Genomic DNA, 14,321 nt, shown 5'->3' on the forward strand with positions numbered 1-14,321 from the left:
ATATGATCCGATTTAATCGTGCTATTAAGCCATTTTCTGTCATGAGCTTTGATTTAGACGACACGCTATACAGCAATCACCCTATTATAAAAGCAGCCGTTAAAGCCCAACAAAATTATTTAAACGCGCTACCAGGCTATCAAGAGCAAGGGCAAAAGTACTGGCAACTGTGCCGAGAACTTGCCGTAATACAAAACCCAGATCTCGCGGATGATGTAACTAAATGGCGCAAACACACCCTACGTTTAGCGCTTTCTAAACTTGGTTTTACCGCAGATGAAGTAGAGCGCCATGCAAATGCAGCCTATAACGCCTTTGCCGATGCGCGCAGCAACATAGTAGTAAGCGATGACGTACTTAACTTACTAGATAACCTAGCCAAACACTTTACGCTTGTTGCAATTACTAACGGTAACGTTGAAATTGAACGCTTTAACTTACACGATAAATTTGAACTCGTACTGCAAGCAGGTATGCACGGTAAAGCAAAACCTCACAGCACCTTATTTGATAAAGCAGCCACACATTTAAACGTTGCTAAAAGCGATATTTTACATATTGGCGATAGCCTAGATACCGACGTACAAGGCGCAAATAATGCCGGTTGCCAATCGGTATGGTTAAACGACCAAGGCGTTAATTATGCTTATAAAGGGCTGCCCGATATTGAAATAGCTAATATTCATGCCTTAACGCACTTTATTAAATAATACCAATTGCATTAAATAAGAGGTCACAATGAGCCACTATACCAAGCTAATTACCTTGCTATTAATTGGCTCGCTTAGCCTTAACGCTTATTTATTATGCCCGCAGCCTGCGTTAACTAAACCACAAAAAACACAAAGTGCTAAACAAAGCATATTGCCTAAACAACAAAATACGTTACTAAATACGGCAAAGCAGCAATTTAAACAACACCAATTTGAAGCCGCACTTAGTAGCTATCAACAACTCAAAAATAGCTACCCAGAAATTGCAAAAAACCTTTATTCATCGTGGCTAGTGCAGCTTAAAACATGGCTAAATAGCAATTTATTACTCAGCGAATCATTTCTCAATGCGCTATTAAATAACAGCCCTTATAACGTAGAATTACTTAATTTGCAGGTTGAGTATTTAATAAATAGCGAGCAAACACAAAACGCCATTATTGCTTTATTTGAGCTGAATTCATTACTGCCTGCTGATCAGCAAAGTAATGTAAATACACGTTTAAATACGCTCACTCAAAACGAATTACACACATTAACTGAGCAACAAAATTGGCAAGCTATTATTGAGCAAACACAAATTTGGCTTGATTATAAAAGCGATAACGCGCAGTTTTTATATCCGCTTGCGTACGCCTACTTTCAGCAAGGCGATTTAATTAGTGCACAAGCAACCCTTGATCGAATGCCAAACCAGCACAATCTAAAAAGCCAAGTGCAAACACTGCAAGCGATGATCAATAAAGCACAATCGCAAGATGACTTCGTTGCTTTAACGCCGTATGGCGCGCATTACTTAATAAACACCGAAATAAATAATAACCTATCAACCGAACTAATGATTGATACAGGCGCAAGCGTAACCTCACTACCTACAAGTATAATTGAGCAAATTTCGCCACAACCTTTGTATTTAGGCGATGTAACGGTCAACACAGCTAATGGTCAAATTGTTGTAAAGCGTTATCAAATTGAATCGTTTAAAGTGGGCTCGCAAATTATTTATGGTTTTGAAGTGCTAAGCATTGAAAACACCCGCGGGCAAGGTTTGCTAGGGATGAACTTTTTATCGCGATTTAAATTCAATATAAATCAGCAAACAGATGAGCTAGAGTTGAGCGCTAAATAATTAAAAATCCAAAGGTAACACATGACACTAAATAACTATTTAAAAGCACTTGCTGAAAACCCAAAAAGCATTCAATTTACCGATACAATGGCGGTGATTGAAGCAAACTACGACTTTACTGCATGTGGCTTTAATAACCATGGATTACTTAGCGCTGCGAGTGAGAACAATGGATCGTGTAAAATTTTTGCGTTTGCTAAATTAAACGATTTAAGTAAACAAAATACGTTGGATTGTTTTGGTAAGTTTTACCGAGAAGACGTGTTGCAAAACCCTAAAGGGGATGATCACCTAAATATTCGCACCTTTATGTTAGCACCAGAGGCAACACCGTTTTTAGGTATTACCTTTGAAGGCGAGCCACTAAAAGCAAAATAGCCAGCAAAAAATTAAAGTGGCTTTTCCATAAAATAACGCGTACCTGAGCGTGGGTAATTATTAAGTTGATACTTAACACTATAACCGCGCTTTTCATAAAAGGGTTTTGCTTGAAAATCAAGTGTATCAAGCTGAGCAGTTGTTGCTCCTAGTTCAATAGCAGCTTGCTCAAGTGCCGTTAGCAGTTTATCTGCAAGCCCTTTACCTCGCGCACTATCGCTACACCAAAGCCAACTAATCATCAGCCAATTTCCAAACACACTCCCACTAATACCGGCAACAAGCTCGCCTTGCTCATCAGTAAATTTATAGCCTAATGGCACTCTTTGCGCATCAAAATGCTGGGCGTTAAATTCAACCATTTGTGCGCGAAGCGCTGAGTTTAACGCATCGGTATTATCTACTTTTAATTGATACATTTATCGCCCTTAAAAAGCAGATACTAGCAAATTAGCTCAATCAATAAAGATTATTTTTACCGTAAAGTACTTCAAGCATATTGCTGCTGGTTTTTTCTGGCTGACCGCACATTTCGTCGTAAGCGCTTGTTTGGCGCAGTACCATTTCGGCATACGCTATTTTGTCAAAACGCTTTTGAACATGCAGTGGGCTTAGCGCTCTTAAAAACTCACCGCTGTCTTCTGTTACATAGTATTCAACGTTATTAATCATTACTGATACTTGATAAAGCGCCATATCTAACGAGTGAACAATGACTTTTTGTAGCGGCTCATGCTTTTTTAACTGTGAAAATTTAATACCCATCTTGGCTACCTTTTTATATTTAACCTGAGTTCTGGTTATTTAACATTATCGATACGCAGCTTTGCTATAATCACGATCAAATTTTTATTAGCCGCTGGCGTCACACGTTATGAGCACAAAAATCCGACTCGCTAAATATATTGCCCATGCAGGTATTTGTTCTCGTAAACAGGCATCGCGTTTAATTGATGAAGGTGTTGTGACTGTAAATAATCGCCCAGCGAATCATATAGATCATGTTGATGAGCAAGACATTGTAATAGTGAATGAAAAAGAAATTAAAGGTGCTGCCAATTTAGTTTATTTTGCGTACCACAAACCAGTAGGTATTGACTGCAAATTAAATATTGATGACCCAGCCAGCCTTATTCACCATTTGCCCACACTCACCCGCGTTTACCCTATTGGTCGATTAGATAAAGACTCTCGCGGTTTGCTTATTTTGACCAACGATGGGGATTTTTGTAATCAACTAATACATCCTGACTTCCACCAGCCTAAACATTATTTAGTCACCGTAAATAAGCCTTTAGACGATGCTTTTTGTAAAAAAATGGCAGCAGGCGTACCAGTTGATAAACACATAACCTTGCCTTGTGAAGTAAATAAAATAGCCAGCAATCAGTTTAGTATTGTTTTAAAACAAGGGCTAAACAGACAAATACGTAAAATGGCGCATTACTGCGGATATAAAGTAATTGATTTATTTAGAGTGCAATTTAGTAACCTCACCCTTTCAAAACTAAACCTACCTGAAAACCAATATATACAAATTAATAAAAACGATATTTCAAAAATCTAATACCAAGTCACTTAATTACATCTCAAAAAGTTAAAAATAAACTTGCAATTAAAGATTACAGGTGTAGTCTTTAATTAAAGATTACATTTGTAGGCAATAGCATGATTGAGTTATCAAAAGCAGAGTTTGACGTGCTCGACGCACTTTGGATTAACTACCCCGCCACCGCGAGCCAAATAATTGAGCGCTTAAGCGACGATAAGCAATGGCACGAAAAAACCATTAAAACCCTACTAGGTCGACTAGTAAAAAAAGGCGCACTTACATTTGAAAAAGAAGGTCGTCAGTATATTTATATGCCGTGTATGGAGCGCGCCGACTACACCTTAAAAGAAAGCCAAAACTTTATTGAGCGCTTTTTTAGTGGGCGTATTGCGCCACTTGTAAGTGGTTTTGCTAAATCGGAGCAGCTTTCTCAGCAAGATATAAACGAGCTTAAAAAAGTTATAGATGACTGGGAAAAAAACCAAAAGTAAGGGATTAACATGGTTATTCAAACTGGTTTTAATTGGTTGATTGAGCAGCAATTACTATTAAGCATTTTGTTTTGTGGATTTATTTTACTCGAGCGATTTGGTTTAAAAGCCCTTGGCTCGCGGTTTGTATATAAATTAGCATGGCTATTACCTGCGGCATTGGTTATTGCTAATTTACCAAATGCGATTAAACCACTGCAAAATAGCAATATTAGCCATTACTTAATCACCCCTAACCAGCCTTTTACACATGAAATGGGTATTAGCTGGGCGCTCATGTATGTACTTATTACCGCAGGGTTATTAATAGCTAGCTTTATTACGCATACCCGCTTTGTTAAAAGCCTGCAGTTAACTGAGTTAACCCAATTTGAAAGCACTCTTACCGCTGATGTTAAAACTTATACCAGCCAACATGTAGCCACGCCAATGGTGGTCGGTATTTTAAACAGCAAGCTGGTGTTACCGAGTAACTACAATACCCAGTTTGATAAAGCCACATTAGCGCTTATTTTAGAGCACGAAAACGTACACATAAAACGCAAAGACAACCTAACAAACGCACTTATATTACTACCTACTATTTTACTTTGGTTTAACCCACTAGCTTGGGCTTGTTACGCAAGCATGCGCCGACTACAAGAGCTGACTTGTGATGAACGGGTACTTAGCAATAAAACCACACAACAACATATTTTATATAGCAAAGCCTTAATAAACTGCGCGGCAAATGCGCCCACAGGACTTATGGCTTATTCACACTACGGAGATAAAAAAACCATGTTACAACGACTAATTAATATAAAACACAGCGGGGAGCGTTCAAAGTTTGCTAAAGGTGGCTTATTGCTTGTAGCAGCAAGTATGCTAAGCGGATTAGCGATTGCAAAGCAACCAGAAGCAATGACTAAAGAGGATCACATTTCACCAACAATACGCATTGAACCTGCTTACCCAATACAAGCAGCTCAACAAGGGATCAGCGGCTCTGTTGTATTAAAATACGATATTGCAGCAAACGGTAAAACAAAAAACATTAGTGTTATTCAATCTAAACCTAAAGATGTTTTTGATAAATCAGCGAAAGAGGCGCTAGCAAAATGGAAATATAAAGCATCAGATTCAGGTTTTGAAGATGTACTTGTACAACTAGATTTTGCGATTAATAGTGAAGTGGCACCTACCGATTTAATTGAGCGAATTAAAGTATCGCATTAACGCCACGAGTTGTTCAAGACTACAAAGCAAGCGCCCTTTTAGGCTGCTTGCTTTGTAGTTTTAAAATATAAAATTACAAACTCACCACAATCATGGCAATGGCTGTACCCAAACCAATAAACCACACTAATGAGCGAATTATATCTAGGTTCATATAGTAAAATACGCAATACAAAATACGCGACACAATATGTGTAACCGCTAGCATTTCGGTCACTGCACCTACAGAATTAGTGCCCAGTACAACTGCAATAGCGACAGCAAAAACAGCAAGCGATTCAAAACAGTTTTGATGAGCAGCGAGCGCCCGTGCACCAAAGCCGGTTAATTTTTTTTGTTGCGCCCTTGGATGTTTATTGTCGTATCGACCTAATTTTGCCATTGCTATAGCAACCGGCACTTTTGCAAAGTAAGGCATTAATACCGCAAGTAATGCACATACAACTAATGTTGTCATAATTTATCCTTTTGATGTTTCGGATAATTTAGCATAAGCGCAATAAAAAAGCCGCCAGATACGTTTTATGACAAACGCTGGCGGCTAACAATAACATCAGGCTTACTATAGCTAAATATATCCTCAAACCCATGCGACATAATGTCGCAGATGATGAATATTCAACATCATAGTTAATGCATCGCTTTACTTCACAAAGCTTGTTAACTTTACTGCCTTACATTTTAACGATGACGACCATGACCTGGATATTTTTCACTTTTTTAGCCGCCTTCATGCAAGCATGGCGTAATGCCCTGCAAAGTAAATTAAGTAACGATGTGAGTGTTGCTGGCGTAACTCTCTCCCGCTTTATTATTGCAGGCCCTATTGCTGCCGTGTATTTATATGGTTTGTATCAATACCAAGATACCGCCATGCCTACGTTTAATAATGCCTTTTGGGGATTTATTATAGGCGCAAGTGTGATGCAAATACTTGCCACTGGTTTAATGGTTAAGTTATTTAAAATGAATAATTACGCCGTAGGTGCTGGTCTTGCCAAAAGCGAGGCGTTAGTGGCTGCTATTTTAGGTGTATTATTTTTTGGCTCGGCACTTTCTTTACTCGGTTGGCTTGGTGTGTTTTTTGGCGCTATTGCCGTATTGCTACTCAGCGGCATAACAAGCGTTAAACACTTTAATGCTAAAACGGCATTATTAGGCCTTGCTTGTGGTACTTGCTTTGCACTTACCTCACTGTGGGTACGTGAAGCGAGCTTAAATTCAGGATTATTATTTCCACACTCAGCCGCTTGGGTTTTGCTGTTTGTAATTAGCTTACAAACACTAATACTACTGAGCTATTTATTATTAAAAGAGCCGCAAACGCTCAGTAAATTGTGGTACTACAAAGGCACTACAGCCGCTATTAGTGTTTTTAGTTGTATCGGCTCTATTGGCTGGTTCAGTGCAATGAGCTTACAACATGTTGCTTACGTTAAAACACTTGGACAGGTTGAAGTATTTTTTACCATGCTAATTGCCGTACTTTGGTTAAAGCAGCCACTTAAAAAACAAGATACTGCAGGCTTAATACTCATAGCCATTGCCGCTGTTTTGGTTATGTTGCCGAATTAATACTCATAACCAAAACAGCGCAGGCTTTTATACCTGCGCTATTCATAATTAAGCGTTTATTCAAATTACCAATTAAGAGCTTATTTTAAGTGTTATCACACCGCTAATAATCATTAATACTCCCGCAATACGACCAAACGTAGCTGCATCGTTATAAAACAATATACCGACTAAAAACGTACCTGCAGCGCCAATACCTGTCCACACGGCGTATGAGGTGCCCATTGATATTTGCCTTTGAGCAAGCCACAACATAAAGCCACTAGCGACTAAAAATGCCACCGCTATTGCTATGCCTTGCCAGCGAGTATCTGAGTTTTGTGAGATTTTTAAACCTATCGGCCAGCCAATTTCAAGTAAACCGGCAATAACCAAATAAATCCACGCCATTAAACATCTCTCTTTTTCAATATAACTTCATATAAATCTTCGCGGCGATCTTTTAAGTTACGCACTGTACCTTCGCTATGAAGGATTTTAAGCTTATCCATATCAAGGTCACTAAATAACAGCATTTCTGTATTAGGTGTGGCTTCGTTAAGTGTTGCATCGTGCGGGAACGAAAAGTCCGATGGCGTTAACACAGCCGATTGTGAGTACTGCACATCAAGGCTTTCTACTTGTGGTAAGTTACCTACCGAGCCCGCAATAACCACATAACATTCGTTTTCTATTGCACGCGCTTGTGCACAATGGCGCACGCGTAAGTAGCTATTTTTAGTGTCGGTCCAAAATGGGACGAACAAAATATCTAACCCTTGTTTTGCTAATATGCGTGAAAGCTCTGGAAACTCTACGTCATAACAAATTTGAATACCTACACGCCCAGCATCGGTTTCAAATACAGCAATTTTGTCGCCGCCTTGAATAACCCAATCGTTTTGTTCATGCGGGGTAATATGTATTTTACGTTGCTCGTCTATTTTACCGCTGCGGTGGCATAAATAACTTACGTTATAAATTTTATCGTCTTCGGCAAGCGGCATAGAGCCGGTAATAATATTGGCGTTGTATTCTATTGCCATACGCGACATCGCGTTTTTAAACGTTTCGGTATATTCCGCTAAATAACGAATCGCTTCAGTTTGGTTGCTTTGATTTCCTAAGCCCATTAATGGCGCGTTAAAAAATTCAGGGAATAGTATAAAGTCGCTTTTGTAGTCAGATACGGTATCTACAAAGTATTCAACCTGTTTTAGCATTTCTTCAACCGATTCAACACAGCGCATTTGCCATTGCACAGCACCCACGCGCACGATTGATTTAGTTGACTCGAGTACCGTATCGGTTGGTTCATACATAATGTTATTCCACTCAAGTAAAGTGGCGTAACCAACTGACTCTTGATCCTCCGGTAAGTACTTTTTAAGTAAACGCTTTACCTGAAAATCGTTAGATAACTGAAAACTTAAAATAGGATCGTATAGCTCTCTCTGATCTACTTTTGCAATGTATTCCATTGGCGTCATTTCACTACTGTGATTGTAATAACGTGGAATACGACCACCCGCTAAAATAGCGCGTAGGTTATATTGGCGGCACAGTTCTTTACGCGCATCATAAAGGCGACGACCTAAGCGCATGCCTCTGTGAGTTTCGCTAATGGCCACATCTAAGCCGTATAGCGCATCGCCGTCGGTATCGCTAAATACACGGTCGTGACCATCTGCAATGTCTTCGTACGTATGCGGGTTTGAAAAACGTGTGTAATCAACTTGTACGCTCAGCGCTAAGCCCACCAGCACGCCGTCATCTACAATACCTATTTGCCCTTCAGGAAATTGGTCTATTAATCTAAAAATGGTATGACTTGGCCACGCACCACCTAAGTCGGGATACGCTTGATCCATCAAGGTTTTAATTTGCGGATATTGCTCTCTGGTTAAGTTACAAATTTCAAGATGGGTTTTTTCTGCCGACATACACAACTCCTTTAGGCATAAGAAAATAAAAGCCGAATGTACGCTCGATTAAATCAAGAATACACTCAGCTTTGTATCATGTTTTTTACTTTAGATGTACTACTTTAAACTGCGATAAAAGAGTGTGGTTACTTTCTCTTTTGGTAACCAGCCTGCGTATTCAAGACCAAGTTCTGCCAATGGATCGGCTTTAAGTACTTGCTCTAAGCTTGCATTATTTTGCATTGCTTTTAGCATTACGTCTTTCGCGTTTTGAACTAGCTTACCATACGCTATCAGTCCTGAACGGTCACTTACCTTACCGTGTCCTGGTATTACTTTAGTGTTGTCGTCAATTTGATTAACTACATCGTTTACTGCTGCTAAAATACCATCAACGCTGCCGCCGCTATCTACATCAACAAACGGTAAGCTGCCAAAATTAAAGTAAATGTCGCCCATGTGCACTATGTTGTCGTTACTAAAAAAGATAACGGAGTCGCCATCGGTATGTGCATGTTCGTAATGCACTACATGGGCGTGTTCATTATTAAAATGTAGTTTTAAATCGTGACCAAAACTAATGCGCGGTAAAAAGTCTGACCCTTCGCCGTGCTGCTCTTCTAAACGTTTATGTACATTGTCGTGTGCTATAACGTGCGCACCCGCTTTAGCAAAGTTTTCGTTGCCACCGGTATGATCGCCATGATGATGCGTATTAATAACAAACTCTGCACTGCCTGGTTTTAAATCGCTAATCGTTTTTTTAATATCATCTGAGAGTTTGGCAAACTGATCATCAATAATATAAATGCCATCATCACCTACACTTGCAGCAATATTACCGCCTTGCCCAAATAGTACGTATACATGCTCACTTAGCTTTTGTGCTGTTACTGGTCCCTCGTCGGCTTGCGCTGCTGTACTTAGTAATAAACCTGTTATTAATGCGGGTAGTATTTTTTTCATTTTAGTTCTCTGTTGTATGAATTAATAAATATAGAACGTTTTTATCACTATTTAAGCTCACTCACTGATCACTTAAACGTTATTTAATAGGACTTATGACTATTTGATGCATAAGTGTTTGCGGCAATAAAGGTGTATGCTTACCCTCTACGTAATCACTAAACCCCGCTCTATAAAATTCAGAAAGAGGGTGCCCCGATTGCCCACCCGGAATAGCTAAAATTGCATGTTCTAAATGCCCAGGTTGAGCAATAAAGCGCTGCGATGCGCCAAAACTACGCCCTTGTACTGCGGGCATATAACTATCACCAAAACCCGCCGCTGTGGGCATATTTAATAACTTAGCAAGTAACGGCATTTGCTTTGCAAACGGATGCTCTATCACTAACTCATTGACCTTGCCCCACTGCCAGCTTTGTACATTATTACCAAATTGCCCCCTAAGCTTAGTGATAGTTTGGTTAAATGCACCGTGTAATTGTGCATCCCAGCTTTTAAATTGTGGGTTTATCCATGTGTCGGGTTTGTTGTTAATAAGCTGCCAAACTGCGGGCTCTAAATCTCGTTTTACGTATTTAAGTGTGCCTTGCTGTTTATTTAGTTGGCTTTCAATATTACTAAATAAAATATTAATCACTTCATCGCGGTAGCGCTTAACTAAGGTATACCCTATGGAGGTTGAACACGCACATTGCTGCCAATTTTCGAGCGCTGTTATATATTGCTGATTTTTAGTTTTATCGGCTTTTAATTGCTTTAACAGCAAAGCATGCCAAGGCATTAAAAAACGAGCTTGATTATCGAGTTGTAGTGCGTAAAAGTCGCTCTCTGCAAATGTTTGTTTTTCAAATAATCTATCGCGAATTTGACTCGAACGTGCACCGAGTGCATAGCCACCATTGCCAAAACGGGCGTTATCCTCAGCCGATACCACGCGAGAGTTACCAGTCCATAATCTGCCGCTTTGTGGGTTTTTAATAAAGGGACGTTCTAATTCATTTTGCTGCCAAAGCGCTGAGTAGTCATCGGCATTTACGCCAAGCTCACTTGGCGTTTTATGCGCCGGAATACCGCCCATGTTTTTCCACGCTGCGCTGCCTTGCCTATCGACCACCATTAGGTTTTGCACAGGTATTCCTACATCGCTTGCTACAGCAAGTGCATCATCTACTGTTTTGGCTTGCTCTAACTTTAATAGTTGCATATTAACGGCGTAAGGCTGATGTGCAGCCCAGCTCAATGCATAAGGTTTTCCGCTAATGTACTTTACAGGACCATATTCGCTGAGTATTAATGAATAGTTTTCAACCTCCCCATCGGGTAATGCAATAGGTTCATCTACTTGCCATGTTTTACTATCATCGTTTAATGCAATCCAATCGGCTGTATCTAAATAGCCGTTAGTAAACCCCCATGCAATATTATTGTTAGTGCCAACAACAATTGCCGGCGCTCCGGGCAGCGATACACCGGTTACCTGAGCAGGTTTTCCATTTTGTATATAATTTAGCTGGGCTCTGTACCAAATTACAGGTACTGCCATCGATAAATGCATATCATCCGACACCATACCTGCCCCTGTTTTAGTAAGCGCTCCTGTAACAGCCCAGTTATTACTGCCGCGCTCTTGGTTGGCTTCAATACTTTTAACTATATGCTTTGTTTGAGTTGGAAAGGTAGGTATGCCGTCGCTATAAGGCGCTAATTTGCTGCCATCAAGCGCGGCTTGGTACTTACTTGGTTGCGTTAAAAAATCAACCATTTGCTTTGTGTACGCTTGCTCAATTTGAATGAGTGCTTGGTCGCGCTCAAATGTGGCGCTTTGTAAATCAAGGTACATGCTAAATATCACAAGTAGGCTGTCTTCACTTTGCCATGGCTTTTGCGCTGCACCGGTTAGTAAATATTCAAAGCTTGAATACCCTACTTGCGCTAAACCTTCGTTTACACCTTGAGCGTAACTTTTAAGTAATTGCTTATCTGCTTCAGGCAGGGTTTGTAAAATAATTTGGCTGCGTTTACGCAATTGATGAAAACGCATCTTTTTATCGAGCCCCAACGCGGCTTCGCCAAATAATTCACTTAGCTCGCCTGCGGCATTACGTCTTAGTAAATCCATTTGAAAAAATCGGTCTTGCCCATGCGCATAACCTAAACCATAGGCGGCATCGTTTCGGCTATTTGCATTTATCACTGCTTGCCCTAGTGCATCGCGCGAAATTTTTACGGGCTCTACTACCGCGTTACTACGTCCGTTTCCATCAAGGGCAGGTAAACTTAAACTAAGCACACCATAAACAACGGCGGTACTTGCCAGCCCTAAAATCACAATTAATAATAACAACCGTTTGATTACTTTAAACATCAACCTTTCCTTTGCACGTTTTGACCAAGCGTTAAGGACATATAATAACCACAGTTTTATTAAATAATAATGTTCTTGCTCGCAAAGGGTGAAATAAACATCAAAATCCACGATAATGTCAGCTCCACACATCGTGCAGAACTAGTTGAGATCAATATGACTGAAAAAACATTTATCAAAGGTAAAGACCGCGACCTAGAATCGTCAATCTCTACCATGCAAAACAAGCTTGAAGCCCTACACATTAATGTTGAAGAAGCGCTTTGGCTTAACCCTGTAGCTAACTGTTATTCGGTTCATATAAAAGACAGTGACTGCGGTGTTATGTTTACCAATGGTAAAGGCGCAACCGACAAAGCATCTATTGCCTCAGCACTCGGTGAATACTTTGAGCGTTTAAGCTGTAACTACTTTTTTGCAGACTTTTATCTAGGTGAAGAATTTGCCAATGGCGAGTTTACTCATTACCCAACCGAAAAATGGTTTAAAGTTGAAGGCGATGAAGTACCACAAGGTATTATGGATGAAAGCTTATGGGATTACTTTGACCCAGAGCGCGAACTTACCGCATCACACCTTTTTGATTTTAACTCAGGCAATATTGATCGTGGCATTTGTACCCTGCCCTACACGCGCCAACGCGATAACCAAGACGTATACATTCCGGTAAACGTTATTGGTAATATTTTTGTATCGAACGGTATGAGCGCAGGTAACACAAAATTTGAAGCTCGCGTACAAGGTTTATCAGAAGTATTTGAGCGCGCGATTAAAAACCGCATCATCGCCGAAGGTATTTGTTTACCAATCGTGCCTGAAGACGTTGTTAAGCAATATCCTAAAATTCACGAAGCGTGTGAAGAGCTTCGCAGCCATGGCTTTCATTTACGTATTGCCGATGCATCGCTTGGGGGAATTTACCCAGTAATGAGCGTAACGCTTATTAACCCAACTGATGGCTCTGTATTTGCCTCTTTTGGTGCTCACCCATCATTTGAAGTTGCGCTTGAACGTACCGTTACTGAGTTACTACAAGGTCGTCGTTTAGATCAACTAGATGTATTCCAACCTGCAACATTTGATAACGATGAAGTAGCAACACCAGAGAACATTGAACTGCACTTTATTGATTCAAGCGGTTTGATTTCGCATGATTTCTTCCGTGCAAAACCTGACTTTGAATTTGTACACTGGGACTTTAGCGGCACAACAGAGCAAGAATATAACTTCTGTACTGACCTGATTCACAGCATGGATCACGATATCTACATCATGGATTACACGCACCTAAATGTATACGCATGTCGTATTTTAGTACCGGGCATGTCAGACATTTATCCAGTTGATGAGCTTATTTGGCGCAACAACAACGAAGGCGCAAAATTTCGCGAAGCATTCCTATCGCTTGATCAGTACGATGCAGAGCAATGGATGGAAATTTACGACAGCCTAGAAGAAGCCGGTCATAGCGATATTATCCGCGCCGCAGAATTTATTGGCTTAGCAACTGATGCCGACACACCATGGCACACACTGCGTATAGGTGAACTTAAAGCGCACCTATGTTTAGCCGCAGGCAGCGAAGAAGCCATTGATTGGGTTGATTGGATACTTCATACAGGCCAAGTAAACGAAGATGCAATGCGCCACTTCCGCTGTTTAAAAGCGATTCTTGAAATTAAATACGATGACGAGCGCGAATACGCTGATTACCAAGATGCATTAGGCTTAATGTTTGGTGCTAATAATGTAGCGCTGGCTATAGAAATTGCCGAAGGTAAAAAGCAGTTTAACGGTTTAACTTTCCCAGGTTTATCGCTTGAAGGCTTTAAAAAGCATGCGGCACTACTTGATGGTTACCGCAAGCTACACGTAGCAAAGCAAAATCATTGGGCGCGTGAAGTTAGCGATTCGTAACTCGCTAAACTACTAATTATAAAAAATAAACGGCGCATTTGTTAATGCGCCGTTTTCATTTATGTCATAAATTAGCTATAGTTAATTTGCCTAAATTAACGCCATGATGTAGC

General features: G+C 40.2%; 15 protein-coding genes. 8 read left to right on the forward strand and 7 right to left on the reverse strand.

Translation table 11 applies throughout. The features are described 5' to 3' along the window. The first annotated feature begins 2 nt into the window (after positions 1-2). The 3 genes from PARC_RS17010 to PARC_RS17020 are packed head-to-tail and all read left to right on the forward strand — an operon-like array spanning position 3 to position 2,220. Positions 3-710, forward strand: coding sequence for an HAD-IA family hydrolase (locus PARC_RS17010; protein WP_010554562.1), 708 nt, complete (start codon positions 3-5; stop codon positions 708-710). Between the two features lie 28 nt (positions 711-738). Beyond that, positions 739-1,842: a retroviral-like aspartic protease family protein gene (locus PARC_RS17015; protein ID WP_010554561.1), complete on the forward strand. Its 1,104-nt coding sequence runs from the start codon at positions 739-741 to the stop codon at positions 1,840-1,842. Positions 1,843-1,863: 21 nt separating this feature from the next. Beyond that, positions 1,864-2,220: a HopJ type III effector protein gene (locus tag PARC_RS17020; protein WP_010554560.1), complete on the forward strand. Its 357-nt coding sequence runs from the start codon at positions 1,864-1,866 to the stop codon at positions 2,218-2,220. Positions 2,221-2,231: 11 nt separating this feature from the next. Here PARC_RS17020 and PARC_RS17025 read toward each other — a convergent pair whose 3' ends face one another. After that, complete coding sequence (locus PARC_RS17025) at positions 2,232-2,639, reverse strand: GNAT family N-acetyltransferase (RefSeq protein ID WP_010554559.1); 408 nt, start codon at positions 2,637-2,639, stop codon at positions 2,232-2,234. Between the two features lie 40 nt (positions 2,640-2,679). Then, positions 2,680-2,985, reverse strand: a complete 306-nt coding sequence (locus tag PARC_RS17030; protein WP_010554558.1) for a DUF6482 family protein — start codon at positions 2,983-2,985, stop codon at positions 2,680-2,682. 109 nt (positions 2,986-3,094) lie between these two features. Here PARC_RS17030 and PARC_RS17035 point away from each other — a divergent pair, with 109 nt between their 5' ends. The 3 genes from PARC_RS17035 (at position 3,095) to PARC_RS17045 (ending at position 5,481) form a co-directional block, all read left to right on the forward strand. Then, positions 3,095-3,787: a pseudouridine synthase gene (locus tag PARC_RS17035; protein ID WP_010554557.1), complete on the forward strand. Its 693-nt coding sequence runs from the start codon at positions 3,095-3,097 to the stop codon at positions 3,785-3,787. A gap of 101 nt (positions 3,788-3,888) precedes the next feature. After that, entirely contained in the window at positions 3,889-4,263 is a 375-nt protein-coding gene (locus PARC_RS17040; RefSeq protein ID WP_007580531.1) for a BlaI/MecI/CopY family transcriptional regulator, read from the forward strand. A 9-nt stretch (positions 4,264-4,272) separates the two neighbouring features. Further along, entirely contained in the window at positions 4,273-5,481 is a 1,209-nt protein-coding gene (locus PARC_RS17045; protein WP_010554556.1) for a M56 family metallopeptidase, read from the forward strand. A gap of 73 nt (positions 5,482-5,554) precedes the next feature. Here the strand turns inward: PARC_RS17045 and PARC_RS17050 are convergent, their stop codons facing one another. After that, positions 5,555-5,938, reverse strand: a complete 384-nt coding sequence (locus tag PARC_RS17050) for an MAPEG family protein (protein ID WP_010554555.1) — start codon at positions 5,936-5,938, stop codon at positions 5,555-5,557. Positions 5,939-6,177: 239 nt separating this feature from the next. Here PARC_RS17050 and PARC_RS17055 point away from each other — a divergent pair, with 239 nt between their 5' ends. Further along, a complete protein-coding gene (locus tag PARC_RS17055) occupies positions 6,178-7,056 on the forward strand; it encodes an EamA family transporter (protein WP_010554554.1) in 879 nt (292 codons plus the stop codon). A 72-nt stretch (positions 7,057-7,128) separates the two neighbouring features. Here PARC_RS17055 and PARC_RS17060 read toward each other — a convergent pair whose 3' ends face one another. The 4 genes from PARC_RS17060 to PARC_RS17075 all read right to left on the reverse strand — a co-directional run bounded on the left by PARC_RS17060 (position 7,129) and on the right by PARC_RS17075 (position 12,291). Next, the gene (locus PARC_RS17060; RefSeq protein WP_007580521.1) at positions 7,129-7,446 is read right to left on the reverse strand and encodes a DMT family transporter; all 318 of its coding nucleotides are present in this window, start codon (positions 7,444-7,446) and stop codon (positions 7,129-7,131) included. Beyond that, a complete protein-coding gene (locus PARC_RS17065; RefSeq protein ID WP_010554553.1) occupies positions 7,446-8,978 on the reverse strand; it encodes a bifunctional GNAT family N-acetyltransferase/carbon-nitrogen hydrolase family protein in 1,533 nt (510 codons plus the stop codon). Before PARC_RS17065 ends, PARC_RS17060 begins: the two co-directional genes overlap by 1 nt. 99 nt (positions 8,979-9,077) lie before the next feature. Then, positions 9,078-9,926 (reverse strand): MBL fold metallo-hydrolase, encoded by an 849-nt coding sequence (locus tag PARC_RS17070; RefSeq protein ID WP_010554552.1) that lies wholly within the window; start codon positions 9,924-9,926, stop codon positions 9,078-9,080. Positions 9,927-10,005: 79 nt separating this feature from the next. Beyond that, complete coding sequence (locus PARC_RS17075) at positions 10,006-12,291, reverse strand: penicillin acylase family protein (RefSeq protein WP_010554551.1); 2,286 nt, start codon at positions 12,289-12,291, stop codon at positions 10,006-10,008. Positions 12,292-12,447: 156 nt separating this feature from the next. Between PARC_RS17075 and ycaO the strand changes: the two genes are divergently transcribed. Beyond that, the gene (gene ycaO / locus PARC_RS17080; protein WP_007580513.1) at positions 12,448-14,208 is read left to right on the forward strand and encodes a 30S ribosomal protein S12 methylthiotransferase accessory factor YcaO; all 1,761 of its coding nucleotides are present in this window, start codon (positions 12,448-12,450) and stop codon (positions 14,206-14,208) included. Positions 14,209-14,321: the final 113 nt, after the last annotated feature.

It is taken from the genome of Pseudoalteromonas arctica A 37-1-2 (assembly GCF_000238395.3).
In the GTDB taxonomy this organism is placed as follows: domain Bacteria; phylum Pseudomonadota; class Gammaproteobacteria; order Enterobacterales; family Alteromonadaceae; genus Pseudoalteromonas; species Pseudoalteromonas arctica.

Coding starts and splice junctions, on each gene's coding strand:
- PARC_RS17010 (WP_010554562.1), top strand. CDS start 3: ATGATCCGATTTAATCGTGCTATTAAGCCATTTTCTGTCATGAGCTTT.
- PARC_RS17015 (WP_010554561.1), top strand. CDS start 739: ATGAGCCACTATACCAAGCTAATTACCTTGCTATTAATTGGCTCGCTT.
- PARC_RS17020 (WP_010554560.1), top strand. CDS start 1,864: ATGACACTAAATAACTATTTAAAAGCACTTGCTGAAAACCCAAAAAGC.
- PARC_RS17025 (WP_010554559.1), bottom strand. CDS start 2,639: ATGTATCAATTAAAAGTAGATAATACCGATGCGTTAAACTCAGCGCTT.
- PARC_RS17030 (WP_010554558.1), bottom strand. CDS start 2,985: ATGGGTATTAAATTTTCACAGTTAAAAAAGCATGAGCCGCTACAAAAA.
- PARC_RS17035 (WP_010554557.1), top strand. CDS start 3,095: ATGAGCACAAAAATCCGACTCGCTAAATATATTGCCCATGCAGGTATT.
- PARC_RS17040 (WP_007580531.1), top strand. CDS start 3,889: ATGATTGAGTTATCAAAAGCAGAGTTTGACGTGCTCGACGCACTTTGG.
- PARC_RS17045 (WP_010554556.1), top strand. CDS start 4,273: ATGGTTATTCAAACTGGTTTTAATTGGTTGATTGAGCAGCAATTACTA.
- PARC_RS17050 (WP_010554555.1), bottom strand. CDS start 5,938: ATGACAACATTAGTTGTATGTGCATTACTTGCGGTATTAATGCCTTAC.
- PARC_RS17055 (WP_010554554.1), top strand. CDS start 6,178: ATGACCTGGATATTTTTCACTTTTTTAGCCGCCTTCATGCAAGCATGG.
- PARC_RS17060 (WP_007580521.1), bottom strand. CDS start 7,446: ATGGCGTGGATTTATTTGGTTATTGCCGGTTTACTTGAAATTGGCTGG.
- PARC_RS17065 (WP_010554553.1), bottom strand. CDS start 8,978: ATGTCGGCAGAAAAAACCCATCTTGAAATTTGTAACTTAACCAGAGAG.
- PARC_RS17070 (WP_010554552.1), bottom strand. CDS start 9,926: ATGAAAAAAATACTACCCGCATTAATAACAGGTTTATTACTAAGTACA.
- PARC_RS17075 (WP_010554551.1), bottom strand. CDS start 12,291: ATGTTTAAAGTAATCAAACGGTTGTTATTATTAATTGTGATTTTAGGG.
- ycaO (WP_007580513.1), top strand. CDS start 12,448: ATGACTGAAAAAACATTTATCAAAGGTAAAGACCGCGACCTAGAATCG.